This window comes from Rhodococcoides corynebacterioides NBRC 14404 (assembly GCF_001894765.1).
In the GTDB taxonomy this organism is placed as follows: domain Bacteria; phylum Actinomycetota; class Actinomycetes; order Mycobacteriales; family Mycobacteriaceae; genus Rhodococcoides; species Rhodococcoides corynebacterioides.
In genome coordinates, this window is record NZ_BCWV01000006.1 from 167,376 (window position 1) to 182,607 (window position 15,232).

Annotated in this window: 11 protein-coding genes; 1 reads left to right on the forward strand and 10 read right to left on the reverse strand. The window is 69.5% G+C overall.

Annotation, left to right across the window (positions count from 1 at the left end; translation table 11 throughout):
* Nucleotides 1-5: 5 nt before the first annotated feature.
* The 5 genes from RC2_RS15080 to RC2_RS15100 form a co-directional block, all read right to left on the reverse strand.
* Nucleotides 6-1,259 carry a fatty acid desaturase family protein gene (locus RC2_RS15080; protein WP_068146475.1) on the reverse strand — a complete coding sequence of 418 codons (1,254 nt, stop codon included), beginning with the start codon at nt 1,257-1,259 and terminating at the stop codon, nt 6-8.
* A gap of 82 nt (nt 1,260-1,341) precedes the next feature.
* Complete coding sequence (locus RC2_RS15085; RefSeq protein WP_068146483.1) at nt 1,342-2,607, reverse strand: fatty acid desaturase family protein; 1,266 nt, start codon at nt 2,605-2,607, stop codon at nt 1,342-1,344.
* A gap of 219 nt (nt 2,608-2,826) precedes the next feature.
* Nucleotides 2,827-3,942, reverse strand: coding sequence for a ferredoxin reductase (locus tag RC2_RS15090; protein ID WP_068146486.1), 1,116 nt, complete (start codon nt 3,940-3,942; stop codon nt 2,827-2,829).
* Between the two features lie 60 nt (nt 3,943-4,002).
* The gene (locus tag RC2_RS15095) at nt 4,003-4,524 is read right to left on the reverse strand and encodes a DUF6912 family protein (protein ID WP_371828679.1); all 522 of its coding nucleotides are present in this window, start codon (nt 4,522-4,524) and stop codon (nt 4,003-4,005) included.
* A 55-nt stretch (nt 4,525-4,579) separates the two neighbouring features.
* Nucleotides 4,580-6,004, reverse strand: a complete 1,425-nt coding sequence (locus RC2_RS15100) for a WS/DGAT/MGAT family O-acyltransferase (protein WP_068146489.1) — start codon at nt 6,002-6,004, stop codon at nt 4,580-4,582.
* 218 nt (nt 6,005-6,222) lie between these two features.
* Between RC2_RS15100 and RC2_RS15105 the strand changes: the two genes are divergently transcribed.
* On the forward strand, nt 6,223-6,816 hold the full coding sequence (locus tag RC2_RS15105) for an Rv3235 family protein (RefSeq protein WP_068146491.1): 594 nt from the start codon (nt 6,223-6,225) through the stop codon (nt 6,814-6,816).
* A gap of 9 nt (nt 6,817-6,825) precedes the next feature.
* Here RC2_RS15105 and secA read toward each other — a convergent pair whose 3' ends face one another.
* From secA to mtrB, 5 genes are all read right to left on the reverse strand, one after another.
* On the reverse strand, nt 6,826-9,774 hold the full coding sequence (gene secA, locus RC2_RS15110) for a preprotein translocase subunit SecA (RefSeq protein WP_068146493.1): 2,949 nt from the start codon (nt 9,772-9,774) through the stop codon (nt 6,826-6,828).
* Nucleotides 9,775-9,963: 189 nt separating this feature from the next.
* Nucleotides 9,964-10,770: a ribosome hibernation-promoting factor, HPF/YfiA family gene (gene hpf, locus RC2_RS15115; RefSeq protein WP_082895405.1), complete on the reverse strand. Its 807-nt coding sequence runs from the start codon at nt 10,768-10,770 to the stop codon at nt 9,964-9,966.
* A 227-nt stretch (nt 10,771-10,997) separates the two neighbouring features.
* Nucleotides 10,998-11,660 carry a ComF family protein gene (locus tag RC2_RS15120; protein WP_068146495.1) on the reverse strand — a complete coding sequence of 221 codons (663 nt, stop codon included), beginning with the start codon at nt 11,658-11,660 and terminating at the stop codon, nt 10,998-11,000.
* A 96-nt stretch (nt 11,661-11,756) separates the two neighbouring features.
* On the reverse strand, nt 11,757-13,532 hold the full coding sequence (gene lpqB / locus RC2_RS15125; RefSeq protein WP_072681572.1) for an MtrAB system accessory lipoprotein LpqB: 1,776 nt from the start codon (nt 13,530-13,532) through the stop codon (nt 11,757-11,759).
* Nucleotides 13,529-15,157: an MtrAB system histidine kinase MtrB gene (mtrB, locus tag RC2_RS15130; protein WP_082895651.1), complete on the reverse strand. Its 1,629-nt coding sequence runs from the start codon at nt 15,155-15,157 to the stop codon at nt 13,529-13,531. The genes lpqB and mtrB overlap by 4 nt, the downstream gene beginning before the upstream one ends.
* Nucleotides 15,158-15,232 lie beyond the last annotated feature (75 nt).

Consider the following 15,232-nt stretch of genomic DNA (forward strand, 5'->3'; position numbering starts at 1 on the left):
ACGGGTCAGCGGCGGCCGAACCGGGCGCGCAGACCCCGTCCGCTCTTCGACTCGGCGATCGCCGAGAGCAGACCCTTGCGGCGGCCGGTGGCCGGGTCGACCACGGCGGTGGTGTTCCCGCCGAATCGACGCTCGGACGCGGTCTCCGGAGCGTCGTCCGCGGTGGCCTTGAGGAACTTGTCCGGCAGCGACAGCTTGGCGATGGTCCGCCAGGACTTCGCGTACTGCGCAGGGAACGACCCCGTGGTGTACGGCAGGTCGTACTTCTCGCACAGCGCACGGACCTTCACGCTGATCTCCGCGAGACGGTTGCTCGGCAGGTCCGGGAAGACGTGGTGCTCGATCTGGTAGCAGAGGTTGCCGCTCATGAACGCGAGCACGGGGCCGGCCTCGAAGTTGGCGCTGCCCAGCATCTGGCGCAGGTACCACTGGCCCTGCGTCTCGTCCTTCAGATCGTGGCGTGTGAACTTCTCCGCGCCGTCCGGGAAGTGGCCGCAGAAGATCACGGCGTTGGTCCAGACGTTGCGGATCACGTTCGCCATGATGTTGGCGGTCAACGTCTTCCGGTACGACGCGGCCGGCGACAGCGACGACACCGCCGGAGTCAGCGCGTAGTCCTTGAGCATCTGCTTGCCGACCTTCTCGCCCACCTCGGCGAGCTTGCGGCGCGTCTCCTCCTTGGACACGCGACCCTTGGCGACCTTGCCGAGCTCGAGGTGCTGCACCGCGACGCCGTACTCGAAGAGCAGCATCAACAGCGTGTTGTAGACGAGGTTGCCCGCGTTGAAGGGCGTCCACCGACGGTCGCGCGTGACGCGGATCAGGCCGTACCCGATGTCGTCGTCCATCCCGAGCACGTTGGTGTACTTGTGATGGATGTAGTTGTGGGTCTGCTTCCAGTGCTCGGACGGGCCCGTGTTGTCCCACTCCCACGAGGTGGAGTGGATCTCGGGATCGTTCATCCAGTCCCACTGGCCGTGCATGACGTTGTGGCCGAGTTCCATGTTCTCGACGATCTTCGACACGCCCAGCATGGCGCTGCCCGCCCACCACGCCACACGGTTGTTGCTGGCCAGCATGGTGGTGCGGCCGACCGCCTCGAGGGTGCGCTGGAAGCGGATGGTGTTGCGCACGTAGCGCGCGTCCTTCTCGCCCCGCACGGACTCGATCTCACGACGGATCGCATCGAGCTCGTGCCCGATGGCCTCGACGTCGGCGTCGGTGAGGTGGGCGTATTCCTTGACATCGGAGATCGCCATGAATCCACTCCTCGGCAGGTGGGGGAACCCCGCACGCGGGGTCGTACCGTGGTTACCCTACCGGAAGTTACGGCTCCGTAGGTTACGGTGCCGCAGGTGTGTGCGCCTTCACAGCCCGACGGGCCTCACGCCGTGCTTCCTGCAGCGCCGAGCGCAGTCCCCGCTTGCGACCGGTGATCGGATCGAACCGCACGCGATCGACGACGGCGGACGCCGGACCGTGGAAACGACGCTCCGAACTGGTCTCCGGTGCGTCGTCGGACGTCCGGCGCAACCAACTGTTGGGCACGGACAGCTTGAAGATCGTCCGCAGCGCCTTCCAGTACTGCGCGGGCAGGTGGCCCGTGGTGTACGGCAGGTCGTACTTGTCGCACAACTGCTGCACGCGCTCGGCGATCTCCGGGTACCGGTTGCTCGGCAGGTCCGGGAACATGTGGTGCTCGATCTGGTAGCAGAGGTTGCCGCTGAGAAACGCCATCGTCGGCCCGGCGTGGAAGTTCGCGCTCCCGAGCATCTGGCGGAGGTACCACTCCTCGTGGGTCTCGGTCTCGAACTGGCCCATCGTGAACTTCTCGGCACCGTCCGGGAAGTGACCGCAGAAGATCACCGCGTACGCCCACAGATTGCGGATGACGTTGGCCGTGAGGTTGGCCCCGATCGCGCGTCGCCATGCCGGTCCCGACAGAGCCGGGAAGAACACGAAGTCCTTGCCCACCTGCGTCGCCACCTTGCGGGCGAACTCCTTGTTCGGCCCGGACAGCACCTGTTTCGGATCGACTCCGCGCTCCTTTTTGGACGCGTCGAGATCGTGCAGCGCGATGCCCCACTCGAAGGTCAGCGCGAGCACCAGATTGGCGATCGGCTGCAGCAGGTTGATCGGACGCCACTCCTCGTCCCGCGTCATGCGCAGGATGCCGAAGCCGATGTCGTCGTCCATGCCGACGATGTTGGTGTAGGTGTGATGCGAGTAGTTGTGGGCGCGTTTCCAGTGGTCGGACGGACCGGTCTGATCCCACTCCCACGAGGTCGAATGGATCTCCGGATCGTTCATCCAGTCCCACTGACCATGGGAGACGTTGTGGCCGAGCTCCATGTTCTCGATGATCTTGCTCGCCGCCAACAGGCCCGTGCCGAGCAGTGCGGCGGGCCGCCACCGCGAACACAGGATCGCGAGACGACCACTCACCTCCAGCGACCGTTGAAGAGCGATGGTGCGGCGGATGTAGTTCGCGTCACGCTGACCGCGCGACTCCTCGACGTCGCGGCGAATGGCGTCGAGTTCGCGTCCGAAGGACTCGATGTCCTCGTCCGTCAGATGGGCGAATTCCAAGATGTCAGTGATCGCCATGTGGGTGTACTCCCAGAAGTCTCGTGGCGGCTTTCCCTCGCCGGCGCCGGGTCCGTGGACCGAACGGTGGGGGGTGTGCCTCGCGCCGAACGGGCGGGCAGCCACGACCGACAATAGCGGACCCACCTGAGAGTCGGGTATGCCTTCTGCGCGGGCTACGTCACAAACGCGGCGCCGAGCCGCCGGGCGTCACACGGTGCCCGACGAGCCGGCGCGCACTCACAACTCCAGCGTGCAGTCCCCCGCCGCGGCGGAGATGCACGTCTGGATGCGCTCACCGCGCGAGTGTTCCTTGCCCGACCGCAGGTCGCGGACGTGGCCGTCCGACACCGCGACGACGCACGTCTGACAGATCCCCATACGGCAGCCGAAGGGCATCTGCACCCCGGCGCTCTCCCCCGCCTCGAGCAAGGTGGTGGCGCCGTCCACGTCGACCGTGCGGCCCGACCGCGCGAAGGTCACGGTGCCACCGTCCTCCGACGCTCCGGTGCGAGCGATCTCGAACCGTTCGGTGTGCAGCCGGTCGGCCACACCCGCGTCGGCCCAGTGCGCCTCCACCTCGTCGAGCATCGCGATCGGCCCGCACGCCCACGTCTGCCGCTCGCGCCAGTCGGGGAACCGCTCGTCGAGCGACCGCAGGTCGAACTTGCCGTCCGATCGCGTCAACTGCACGTGCGACACCACTGAGTCGTACTTCGCGTCCAGCGCCTCGAGCTCCGCGCCGAACATCACGTCCGCCCGCGACGGCGCCGAGTGCACGTGCACCACGTCCGGCATGTGACCGCGTGTGTCGAGACTGCGCAGCATGCCGATGACCGGCGTGATGCCGCTGCCCGCGGTGACGAACAGAATCTTCTCCGGCGGAGGCTCGGGCAGAGCGAAATCGCCCTTCGGCGCGGCCAGACGCACGATGGTGCCCGTCTTCACGCCGTCGACCAGGTGGGACGACAGGAACCCCTCCGGCATCGCCTTCACGGCGATGGAGATCTGCTTGTCCTTCCAATCCGGCGCCGAGGTCAGGGAGTAGGACCGCCAGTGCCACCGACCGTCGACGTGCAACCCGATGCCGATGTACTGGCCGGGCCGATAGTCGAAGTCGAAGCCCCACCCCGGCTTGATGACCAGCGTCGCCGCCGTGTCGGTCAGCTTCTCGACTCGGACGATGCGGCCTCGCAGTTCCCGAGCGGACCACAGCGGATTGGCGAGGTGAAGATAATCGTCGGGAATCAGCGGCGTCGTGATGCGAGTGAGAGCGCCGCGCACCGCGTTCAGCGCAGGACGCCGCGGCACAGCCGCTCCGGACACCGGTGCCTCGAGCCAGTCCTTGAATCCCATGCGGTCATTGTCCCCGACTGCGCCGCCGCCCGGGAACCCGGCCCGTCGGGCCTCGGGACGTCACATCAGGTCGAGGAGAAACGGAATCTCCTGCGGCGCATACCAGGCGAGTTCGTGGTCCTCGGCATCGCCGAGGACGAACTCCGCATCCGCGTCTCCGAGGTCCGCCGCGTCGACCGCCTCCACCGCAGCACGGACGGGCTGCTCCGCCTCCGCGAGATCGACGTGGACCGACGCGACGTCACGCATCGACAGCGGCTGCGGCAGTCGCACCACTGCGTCGTCGAGATCCGGACGCAGCGTCACCGGATCGACGTCCGCCGCGATCACCACGCGTCGCGACGCCGACCGTGCGGGTGCGTCACCGTCGGTGCCGTCGTGCTCTTCCCCACCGAGGAGGCGCAAGGACGCGCGCGCGGCCTCCCGCAGCGCGACGTCCGCCAACTCGTCGTCGTCACCGGACGAGTACGCCTCGCGCAACGTCGGAGTGACCGCGAAGGCCGTGCGCGAGATCGGCGAGAACTCGCCGTCCTCGACCAACGCGCGCAGCATCGTCGTCGTTGCGGGAACGAACACCCTCACGAGCGCCTCGCTTTCGGGATCGGTGTCGTCCGGGCCGGCGCCCGGCCGGGACCGGTCACCGCACGGACTTGTCGTCGGAGGCGGCGTCGACGAGTTCGTCGAGCGCTTCGTACAGCAGTGTGGTCACGACGTCGATGTCCGGCATCGCCGCGCGGTCCGCGTTCACGCCGTAGTAGACGTGGCCGTCGTACGAGGTGAGGCCGATCGTCATCGCCTGGTTGCGCACCAGGGGCGGCACCGGATACATCTCGATCATGCGCGCCCCGCCGGCGTAGAGGGGGAACTGCGGCCCGGGGGCATTGGTCACCACGATGTTGAACATGCGCTGCGACAGGCTCGACCCGACGCGAGCGCCCATGGCGTGCAGCGTGGCGGGCGCGAAACCGGAGAGCTTCATCAGCGTCGACGCCGTCACTCCCCGTCCCTGGCGTGCGTGCGCCTCGGTGGCATGGGAGACGTGGGACAGCCGTACCACCGCGTTCGGCTCGCCCACCGGCAGATCGACGAGGAACGATTCCACCTCGCCGGCCGGATGACCGATCGTGTCGGCCCCCGCGGCCGCGGGCGCATGCACCGACAGCGGCACCAGCGCGCGCACCGTCGTGTACGGCCCGAGCGGCTCGCCACGAGACAGCAGCCAGTTGCGGAGGGCGCCCGCCACGACCGTGAGCACGACGTCGTTCACCGTGCCGCCGAAGCGTCGACGGACCGCCCGGTAGTCGTCGAGGTCCGTGCGGGCGACGGAGAACCGACGGTTGCGCGAGATCGTGGTGTTCAGCGGGCTGGTCGGGGCGGTCTGCGCCGCCGTCCGGACCACGGCCGCGACCTTGCCGACCGCACGCGCCGCGCCGTGGGCGGCCTCCGCGAGGTCACCGACCGCGCCCCGCACCGCCTCGACCGCCTCGCCGGGCCGCGACACCATCTCCGCCAACGCCGACGCCACCAGCGCGCGGTCGGACGGCTCCCGCGCCGGCATCCACAACTCCTCGGCCATCGGTGGGGGCGACTTGGCGTCGTCGAGGATCACCTGGCTGATCTCGAGTGCCTGATCGCCGTCGACCAACGCCGAATGGGACTTGGTGTAGATCGCGAATCTGTTGCGCGCCAGACCTTCCACCAGGTACATCTCCCACAGTGGACGAGTCCGGTCCAGCGGGCGCGACGTCAGCCGGGCGACCAGATCGTGCAACTGTTCGGTCGATCCCGGCTTGGGCAGTGCGGACCGCCGGATGTGATAGGTGATGTCGAAGTCGCGATCGTCGACCCACACCGGGCGAGCCAGCCCGAACGCGACCTCGCGCACCTTCTGCCGGTACCGCGGCACCAGCGCCAACCTGCTCTCGACGAGAGTCAACAGCTCGTCGTACGTGAAACCGCCACGCGGAGTGCGGAAGACCGCCAGGGAGCCCACGTGCATCGGCGTGGTCCCCGCCTCGAGGAAGTAGAACGACGCATCCTGAGTGGTGAGTCTGGTGGCCACCGCGCATCCCCCTCGATCGTCGGACCCACCGGATCCGGCCTGCCGGTCGTGACCTTCAGTCTCGCACGACGAGGGCCGGTCGGTTCGAGCGGAGGGACGCCGACGGTTCCGTGCCCGGGTCGGGTGTTTCCCCGACTCGGACGCCCTCGCCTGTGAGTCCAGGGGACATTCGCGCGAGACCGTGTACGACGACGAGCGGCGCGACGACACTCGGCCGCATGACCGCCCCCGACGTCCGACTGGACCACCCGCCCACCTCCGAGCCGTCGCTCGAGGACGACGGGATCGACCGGCCGTGTGCCTGTGCACCGCCCGTCGCACTGCCGTGCTCGGCACCGCCGGTCACACCGCCGTGCTCGGCACCGCTCCGCGTGTCCGGACGCCGTCCCGGCCCGCATTCCGGACGGTCGCCCGACCGGGTCGGATCGAACGGGGGTCGACCGGAACCCGTGCGCACCGTCCTCCGGCCCGATCCGGATCCCGAACTCGCCGCGGCCCGCTCGGCCGCCGACCGTCTGCTGCGCGGCGCGTTCGAGGTGATCGATCGACGGCGGGCACCGAACTCGCTCCGTGCGGGCGTCTCCCCCGCCGTGCTCGGCATGATCGCCTCGCTGTCCACGACGGAGGTTCCGGGCCGCGCCGCCGGGGTCGCGGTGCTACGCACGGTCCACGTCCGCCGCGGAGCCGGCGGGCACCTCGAAGTGTTCGGCTCCTACTCGCGCGGGGAGCGACGGTTCGCGGTGGCGGCGCAGCTCTCCATCGGACGGCCCGCAGGCTCGCCGTGGATCGTCACGAGCCTGCGGTTGTCCTGAACGCCGGATCTATTTGCGGCGCTTCGACTTCGCGCCGCGCTTGACGGGCTTGACGGTATTGCGTGCGGCTTCACGGCGTTCCCGCCGGGTGGCCGTGGACTTCTCCGCCGCTGCGCCGTCGGACGACGCGCGGCGCACGGTGGTGCCGCCGGACTCGTCCGGTCCCGAGTACGTGAGGCGGGACGGATCACGCTCGTCGAGCCCCTTCGCCCGCAACGCCGGGGGTGCCGTCTTCTCGGCTGCCACGGCCGCGGGCTCCCGGGTCGGCGACGCATCGCGACCCGCCGGGGCACCCGGCCCGGCGGCCGGCGTCGGTGTCGTGGGCGGCGCCGGGGTGGCGTTCGACCCTGCTGAGGCGGCCGGTGCTGCGGCCCGGGCGGTGACCGGGTTCTGCAGTCCGGCGCCGACCTGCAGGCCCGCGGACGCTGCCGGGCTCGGTGCCGTGGCCTCGACCTGCAGGTTGAACAGGAAGCCGACCGACTCCTCCTTGAGACCGTCGAGCATGCCGGTGAACATGTCGTAGCCCTCACGCTGGTACTCCACCAGCGGGTCTCGCTGCGCCATGGCCCGCAGGCCGATGCCCTCCTTGAGGTAGTCCATCTCGTAGAGGTGCTCGCGCCACTTCCGGTCCAGCACCGACAGCAGAACCCGACGCTCGAGTTCGCGCATGCCGCCCTCGCCGGCGATCGCGTCGATCTCCGCCTCGCGCCGCGCGTAGGCGGACCGGGCGTCGTCGAGCAGAGCCTCGCGGAGCTCGTCGCGGGAGAGATCCCCCTTCTCGCCGAACTCGTTCTCCTGCGTCAGTTCCTTCTGATCCACGCCCACCGGGTACAGCGTCTTCAGCGCCGTCCACAGCTGGTCGAGATCCCAGTCCTCGACGTACCCCTCGGCCGTCGCGCCGTCGACGTAGGCAGTGACCACGTCGGTGATCATCTGCTCGACCTGGCCCTCCATGTCCTCGCCGCGCAGGATCCGTCGACGCTCCTCGTAGATGACGGTGCGCTGCTGGTTCATCACCTCGTCGTACTTGAGCACGTTCTTGCGGATCTCGAAGTTCTGCTGCTCGACCTGGGTCTGCGCGCTCTTGATCGCCTTCGAGACCATCTTGGCCTCGATGGGCACGTCGTCCGGCAGATTCAGCCGGGTCATGATCGACTCGAGCGCCGCGCCGTTGAACCGGCGCATCAGCTCGTCACCGAGGGACAGGTAGAAGCGGCTCTCGCCCGGATCGCCCTGACGTCCCGACCGTCCGCGCAGCTGGTTGTCGATGCGCCGCGAATCGTGCCGTTCGGTGCCCAGGACGTACAGCCCGCCCGCCTCGCGCACCTTCTCCGCCTCGGCCTTGACCTGACTCTTGACGTCCTCGAGGGTGGGCTCCCACGCCTGCTCGTACTCCTCGGCGGACTCCACGGGGTCGAGCCCGCGGCTCCGCAGCGCGAGGTCGGCGAGGATGTCGGGATTGCCACCGAGCACGACGTCGGTGCCACGACCGGCCATGTTGGTGGCCACGGTGACCGCACCGGACCGGCCGGCCTCGGCGATGATGGTCGCCTCCTGCTCGTGGAACTTCGCGTTCAACACATTGTGCGGCACACCGCGCTTGGTGAACTGCTTGGACAGGTACTCCGACCGCTCCACGCTCGTGGTGCCGATCAGGACCGGCTGCCCCTTCTCGTGGCGCTCGACGACGTCGTCCACCACGGCCGCGAACTTGGCTTCCTCGCTCTTGTAGATGAGGTCGCCGTTGTCCACCCGGACCATCGGCCGGTTGGTCGGGATCGGGATGACGCCCAGCGAGTAGATCTGGTGCAGCTCGGCGGCCTCGGTCTCGGCCGTACCGGTCATGCCGGAAAGCTTGTCGTAGAGGCGGAAGTAGTTCTGCAGGGTGATCGTGGCGAGGGTCTGGTTCTCCGCCTTGATCTCCACCTTCTCCTTGGCCTCGATGGCCTGGTGCATGCCCTCGTTGTACCGGCGACCCACGAGAATGCGGCCGGTGAACTCGTCGACGATGATGACGTCGCCGTCGCGGACGATGTAGTCCTTGTCGCGCTGGTAGAGCTCCTTGGCCTTGACCGCGTTGTTGAGGTAGCTCACCAGCGGCGAGTTGGCGGCCTCGTAGAGGTTGTCGATGCCGAGCTGGTCCTCGACGAACTCGACGCCCGCCTCGTGCACACCGACCGTGCGCTTCTTGATGTCGACCTCGTAGTGCAGGTCCTTCTTCATCAGCGGGGCGATGCGCGCGAACTCCGCGTACCACTTGCTGGACGCGTCCGCCGGGCCCGAGATGATGAGCGGGGTCCGCGCCTCGTCGATGAGGATCGAGTCGACCTCGTCGACGATCGCGAAGTTGTGACCGCGCTGCACCAGGTCGTCCAGGGAGTGCGTCATGTTGTCGCGGAGGTAGTCGAAGCCGAACTCGTTGTTGGTGCCGTAGGTGATGTCGGCGGCGTAGGCCGCCCGGCGCTCGGCCGGCGTCATGCCCGACAGGATCACGTCGACCGACAGCCCGAGGAACCGGTGCACGCGGCCCATCCACTCGGAGTCGCGCTTGGCCAGGTAGTCGTTGACCGTGACCACGTGGACGCCGTCACCCGACAGCGCGTTCAGGTAGGCCGGCAGCACACAGGTGAGGGTCTTGCCCTCACCCGTCTTCATCTCCGCGATGTTGCCGAAGTGCAGGGCTGCGCCGCCCATGACCTGCACGTCGAAGTGGCGCTGCGACAGCACCCGCATGGAGGCCTCGCGAGCGACGGCGAAGGCCTCGGGCAGCAGGTCGTCCAGCGTCTCACCACCCTCGATGCGGGCGCGGAACTCGTCCGTCTTCCCCCGCAACTCCGCGTCGGTGAGCCCCTCGACGTCCGGAGACAGGGAGGAGACGTGATCGGCGATGTGCTTCAGCCGCTTGACCATGCGACCTTCACCGACACGGAGCAACTTGGACAACGACAACGACGGCACGGTCTTTACTCGTCCTCGGGTTCGGGTACAGGGGCGGGCGGAGCCGCGCCGGGGCGCGACTCCACCGGGGGCGCACGGCGACCTCGGCGCATCCATCGTAGGCGTCCTGCCTGACAGGTCGCTGTGAGGCCGACACGAAGCCGCCGGGCACCCCCCCACGAGACGGGGGCGCCCGGCGGACTCGGCGCGTCAGGACAGGCGGAGCAGTCCGTAGTCGAACGCATGGCGGCGGTAGACCACCGACGGTCGGTCCGACTCCTTGTCGTGGAACAGGAAGAAGTCGTGACCGACGAGTTCCATCTCGTAGAGAGCGTCGTCGACGGTCATGGGCACCGCCGGGTGCTCCTTCGTCCGCACGATCCGCCCGGGCCCGTCGGTGGGCTCGGTGTCGAGGGTGTCGAAGGCCTCGGCGGGCGCGGCGTCGACGGTGTTCTGCAATGCAGCGGTCGCCTCCGCGACGGAGACCGGGCGCTTCTCGCCGTAGTGAACCTTGCGGCGATCCTTCGTCCGCCGCAGGCGGTTCTCGAGCTTCGCGACGGCGGCGTCGAGGGCGCCGTAGAAGCTGTCCGCGCAGGCCTCCGCGCGCACCACGGGACCCTTGCCGCGCGCGGTGATCTCGACGCGCTGGCAACTCTTCGACTGGCGCCGGTTGCGCTCGTGCATGAGTTCGACGTCGAACAGGTGAATGGTCGGATCGAAGCGCTCGACGCGAGCGAGCTTCTGCGACACGTGAATTCGGAAGTGATCGGGGATCTCGACGTTGCGACCCTTGACGACGACATCGGCGGACGCCTCGGTCGGTGCGGCGCCGGGCGCGGGCGGCGGGGCGTCGTCGAACCAATCGACGCGCGCATCGGCGGCGCCGGGCGACTCGGGCGGGCTGGTGCGAGTGATCTCGGGCCCCGGACCGTGGGTCTCACGGGGATGAGCGTGCACCCGATGGGTGTTGGTCTGTGCTGCCGTCGTGTGAACTGCCGTAGTCGGCGACGTCGTCATACGTACCTCCCGATCGATGCTGCGCGAACAGTGTTGTCGCACAGGGAAATGCGAGGCACCGGAGCGCTGAATGCCCGGCGCCAGGTAGAGAGGCATCACCTCCTGACCTGGTGTCGAACGTGATCGAGCGTGGCCCCGACCGTAGTCGCTCACGTGCACGTCTGCCACCGTTAGCCGGATATTCACACACGGTGTTCAGCAACCACCGTCGTGGTCCGTGGAGCCGCCTACCGGACGGCCCCGATCACCACCACCGCGTCGACGGCGACACCCGCTCGCCGCAGTGCCGCGACGGACTCCGCGGCGGTGGTTCCGGTGGTCAGCACGTCGTCGACGAGCACCACCGGCCCGGGCGGCACCCGCGCTCCTCGTACGCCGATGCGGCCCGCCAGGTTCTCGGCGCGTTGCGCGGCACTCAGACCCACCGAGTCGCGCACGCCGCCGTCGACCGTCAGCACCCGCGCCGTCGACACCACCTCGGATACCGACGCGGCGGATGCCCGGAACGCGGAGGCCGCGGCGAGGCACAGGCGGACCACCGGATCGCCCCCGCGCCGACGCGCGGCCCGTCGACGCGACGGCGCGGGCACCAGGACCAACGGGTTGAGCTCGGGGGGATCGAGATCGCCGGAGTCGCGCAGACTCGCGATCGCCCCGGCCAGCGCACGGCCGAGGGGGGCGGCGAGATCACGCCGCCCGCGTTCCTTCGCCGCGACCACGGCTGCCCGGTGCGGTCCCGCGTAGGAGCCGAGCGCGAAGCACGGGACACCGACCGTCACCGCCGGGCGCACCGCGCGCGGCGGCTGCGCCAGCGCGTCGGCACACCGCGCGCACCAGGCGACGCTCGCCGCCCCGCATCCGCCGCACTCTCGCGGCAACACCAGATCCATACCCGCCCGCACCGTCGCCGGCCACCGTCCCCCCACGTGCGGCAGTGTGCCGGACGCCTCCGACGGAGTGCGGTCGACGACGCGCCCGACACGGCCTCAGCCGGGAAGGACCGGGACCGACCTCGCACCGGTCAAGCCGGGTACCTCGCGCCAGTACCGGTCGGACGCCGGATCGCTGTCGTCGATCTCGAAGACGGCGCGGGAGTCCGCGACGTAGGTGGTGCTCGGGGTCGCGTCCACGGACACCACGGGGGCGGTGAGGTTGCGACTGGGCAGACCGTCGAGCCGTGATCCGTCCACGGCCACCTGGACGATCGGGATCTCCGTCGCGGCGCGCGCCACCACGACCGTGTCGCCGGTGCTCCAGTCCAGGGACAGCGCGGCACTGGCCAGACCCGCAGCCACCGCCTCGGGCTCACGCAGCGAGTAGGTGCCGTCGGCACGGCGCACCACCACGCAGACGTAGACCGCGCCGTCGACGATCAGGGCGGCGCGAACCCCGTCGCGGGAGAGCCGGAGCTCGGTGATCTGTCCGCCGAGCTCCGCGATCTCGGAGGACTCGACGTCGGTCAGCGACACCTGGCCGGTGGCCGGGTCGCGGACCGCACGACGCACCGCGGACCCGTCGATCACCGCCCACACGGCGTCGCGATCGGGACCCCACGTGGGCCGGGTGATGGTGCCGCCCTCCGCCACCGGGAACGCGGACCCGCCGTAGGACCCGATGAGCAACGCGTCCGGCGGCGCGGGCGCCGGCCGTCCGGTGTCGGACACCGCGGCGACCAGCGTGCCGTCCGTGGACAGAGCGATCGACCGCATCGTGTTCACCGTGCCGAAGAAGCCGGGAACCGGGGTGACGCCGTTCGACCCGACGCGAACGAGGCTCCCGTCACGCAGCGCGTGCAGCCCGACGTCGGTACCGGCCACGGCCGACGGGTCGAACTCGGCGAGGTCCGCCGTGGTCCAGCCGTCGGGGAACTCGGGATCGAGCGGCACGCCGTCGGCGAGCAGGACGTACGGCCCCGACACCTCCGCCCGAGCCAACGTCCAGACGATCTGCGCGGCCAGGAGAGTTCTCGTCGCGCCGTCGAGTGGGCTCGCCCCGCCCAGGTCGATGCGGACACCGCCCGGTCCGACACCGACCCCGGTGGGGCGCCCGTCGGCCTTGGTGATGGCCTGCGCCGTGGTCAGACCGTTGACGACGTTGCGCACCGCCGGTTCCAGCGACAGGCGCGGGCCTGCCTGCAGCAGGGTGATCAGCGTGTCCGCCATGCGATCCTGCGACGCGGCGATCCACCGCTGGTCCGGAACGAGGGTGGTCCCGGTGGGGTCGACGAAGTACAGCGATCGGCGCTGGTAGGAGCCGAGGAACTGAGTCCGGTCCATCACGACGCCGGACGGCAGCTCGTCGATCCGCCATTGCCCGTCGCGAAGGACCAGGGTGAGTCGGGTCTCGAAGGACCCCTGCTCGGCCCGGTACTGGCCGCCGGTGTCGAGCTGGCCGACGCGGTTCGCGCGGATGGTGTACTCGATCGAGTCGTCCGTTCGCGACTCCTCGAGCACGTCGATCTTGTCCACGACGATCGCGATGGCACCGTCGTTCCACCGGTCCGCGGCCTCGGGGGTGAGGAACTGCCGCGCCCCCGCGTGTCGGTCGGTCGGATCGGTGCTCGCCTTCACGAAATCGCGCACCAGCAGACTCGGCTCGCGGCCCGGCGCCGGCTCGGGCAGTTCCTCCGCGACGGGTCCGCGCGCGACCGTCCCGATCGCCTGGGGTGCGGACGAGCTGGGCAGCGAGGCGCAGCCGGAGAGCACCGTCGTCAGGACCGCCATCAGCGCGAGGATCGTGCGCCGCCCGGTCGCGGCGGTCATCGATGCTCCCCCGACGACGCCCCGACACCCTCCGGACGCGCGGCGGGCACGGGCTGCCCTGCGGAGTACCGCTGCCCGGTGGGTCGGAGCGGCAGCGGGCTGGACACCACCTTGCGGCCACGCACCCGCGGCAGCGTCAACCGGAAGCAGGCCCCTTGCCCCGGCTCGCCCCAGGCTTCGAGCTTGCCGTCGTGCAGCCGAGCGTCCTCCAGCGAGATCGCCAGCCCCAGACCGGTTCCGCCGGATCGACGGACCCGGGAGGGGTCCGAGCGCCAGAACCGGTTGAAGACCAGTTTCTCCTCGCCGGGACGCAGGCCCACGCCCTGGTCACGCACCACGAACGCCGCCGCGTCGTCGTCGGCTCGCAACCGCAGCAGGACGGGTTTGCCCTCCCCGTGGTCGAGTGCGTTCGCGAGCAGGTTGCGCAGGATGCGCTCGACCCGCCGCGGGTCGACGGCCGCGTTCACCGGATCGTCAGGCATGTCGATGATCAGTTCCGTTCCCGTCTCGCGCGCGAGATGACGCACGGTGGACACGGCCGCCCGCGCGCACATGCGCAGGTCGAGTTGCTCGGATGCCAACTCCGCCACGCCGGCGTCGTGCCGGGAGATCTCCAGCAGGTCGGACAGCAACGTCTCGAAGCGATCCAGCTCCGCCACCAGCAGTTCCGACGACCGCTTGAGGAGTGGATCGAGGTCGTCCGAGCCGTCGTGGATCAGTTCGGCCGCCATCCGGACCGTCGTGAGCGGCGTGCGCAGCTCGTGGGAGACGTCGGAGGTGAACTGGCGCTGCAGGTTGCCGAACTCCTCGAGCTGGGTGATCTGCTTCGACAGGCTCTCGGCCATCTCGTTGAAGGACATGGCCAGGCGCGCGATGTCGTCCTCGCCGCGCACGGGCATCCGTTCCTTGAGGCGACCGTCCGCGAAGCGGACCGCGATACGCGAGGCGGACCGGATCGGCAGAACCACCTGCCGGGCCACCAGCAGCGACACCGCAGCCAGCAGCACCATCAGCACCGCGCCACCGATCAGCAGCGTGCCGCGCACCAGGGCGAGCGAACGGTCCTCCCCCGCCAACGGGAAGACGAGGTAGAGCTCGAGATCGGGCAGATCCGAGGCCGTGGGACTGCCGACGATCAAGGCGGGCCCGGAGTACCCGCCCGGCTCGGACACGGGCGCGAACTGGTAGCTGATCTGATCGGCCTGAACGAACGCACGCAGGGCGTCCGGGATCTGGTCGGCCGGGCCGGTGGACAGTTCCCGCCGGGCACCGTCGCCGCGCACCAGCAGAACCGGGTCGAAAGTTCCCGCGGACCCACCCTCGGATGCGGTGTCGCCGTCACGACTGGTCAGGCTGCTCCGCGCGAGCTCGAGCCGATTGGCGACGGACGTCGTGTCGTCTCCGGCGAGTTGACTCTCCACCGAGGCTCGCGCGCGATCGAGCTCCTTGGTCGCCGCGTCGATCTTGGTGTCGAGCAACCGGTCGGTGATCTGCCCTGTCAGGACCACACCCAACACGGAGATGACCACGAACGAGAGCGTCAACGTCGAGACCACCACGCGCAGCTGCAGCGACCGACGCCACGCATGGCCGGCGGCGGCCCCCACGGAGCGCGCCCAGCGCATCACCGGCGAGAACGTACCGTTGATGCGCCGTCGCGAACGGGACGTGAAGATCACCGACCTCCTCGTCCGGGGACC